The organism is Bacillus sp. LR_5, from assembly GCF_042709275.1.
Map to the genome: position 1 here is coordinate 1 of NZ_JAVAXX010000551.1, position 1,801 is coordinate 1,801.

A 1,801-nucleotide genomic window follows, 5' to 3' on the forward strand; every position below is an offset into this window, starting at 1 on the left:
CGCTTCGAAAAGCTCTTGGATACGCGGAAGACCCTGTGTGATATCGTCTCCGGCAACCCCGCCTGTATGGAATGTACGCATTGTTAACTGTGTACCAGGCTCACCGATTGATTGGGCAGCAATGATTCCGACAGCTTCACCGACTTCAACATCGGAGCCAGTTGCAAGATTTCGGCCATAGCATCGTTTACATACACCATGAGGCGTATTACATGTGAAGGCAGAACGGATCCACACTTCTTCAATGCCGGCTTCGACAATCTCCAGTGCTTTATCTTCATCGATCAGTTCGTTTTCATTCACAAGCACTTCACCTGTTTCAGGGTGCTTCACTTGTTTTCTTGCAAAACGTCCGATTAAGCGTTCTTCTAAGCGCTCAATTGTTTCAGTTCCTTCTTTAAGAGGCTTAGCAAGAATGCCTCGGTCAGTTCCGCAATCAGTTTCACGGATGATAACATCCTGCGCAACGTCAACGAGACGGCGTGTAAGGTAACCTGAGTCAGCAGTTTTAAGAGCGGTATCGGCAAGACCTTTACGCGCACCGTGTGTGGAGATAAAGTACTCCAATACTGTCAGACCTTCACGGAAACTTGATTTGATCGGCAACTCAATGATACGTCCAGCCGGGTTGGCCATCAGGCCGCGCATTCCGGCAAGCTGCGTAAAGTTAGATGCGTTACCACGGGCACCAGAGTCACTCATCATGTAGATCGGGTTGAGTTCATCAAGTGATTTCATCAGTTTGCCTTGGATAACGTCTTTTGCAGCACTCCAGATAGAGATGACTCTCTCATAGCGTTCTTCTTCAGTGATAAGACCGCGGCGGAACTGCTTCATAACGTTGTCAACTTTGCTTTGCGCTTCTTCAAGAATTTCTTGTTTATCATCGAGTACGACGATGTCAGAAACCCCAACTGTAATACCAGCTTTTGTTGAATATTTGAAACCTAGGTTTTTCATGCGGTCAAGCATTTTAGACGTTTCCGTAATATGGAATCGTTTGAAGATTTCCGCGATGATTTTACCCAGAATGCCTTTTTTAAACGGCGCATTGATTGGCTGCTGTGCGATAACAGCTTTAACGTCAGCACCTTTTTCTAAGAAGAAACGGTCAGGTGTTTTCTCTTCAATGTTGCTCTTCGTTGGTTCATTCATGTAAGGGAATGATTCCGGAAGAATTTCATTGAAGACAAGCTTACCGACAGTTGTAATTAACAATTTTGAGCGCTGTTCTTCGGTAAATGTCACATTCTTAAGTGAGTTAGCTGCAACAGCTACTCTCGTATGAAGGTGAACATATCCGTTTTGATAAGCAAGAAGCGCTTCGTCTGTATTCTTGAAGACCATACCTTCACCGACAGCACCGGCACGCTCAAGTGTCAGGTAATAGTTACCTAGCACCATATCCTGAGACGGTGTTACAACCGGTTTACCATCTTTAGGGTTCAAGATGTTTTGAGCAGCAAGCATCAAGATGCGTGCTTCAGCTTGTGCTTCAGCAGATAATGGTACGTGAACCGCCATTTGGTCACCGTCAAAGTCAGCGTTGTAAGCTGTACATACGAGCGGGTGAAGACGGATTGCGCGTCCTTCAACAAGCGTTGGTTCAAACGCCTGGATACCTAATCTGTGAAGTGTAGGGGCACGGTTCAGCAGTACCGGGTGCTCCTTAATAACTGATTCTAGTACATCCCAAACTTCAGGCTGTACGCGCTCAATTTTGCGTTTCGCACTCTTAATGTTGTGAGCAAGACCTTTTTCAACAAGTTCTTTCATAACAAAAGGTTTGAAAAGTTCAAGT

The 1,801-nt window shown here is 45.5% G+C and carries 1 protein-coding gene; it reads right to left on the reverse strand.

Annotation, left to right across the window (positions count from 1 at the left end; genetic code table 11):
* The coding region (locus RAC86_RS38345) for a DNA-directed RNA polymerase subunit beta' (RefSeq protein ID WP_483861769.1) at nt 1-1,801 on the reverse strand (1,801 nt) is incomplete at both ends.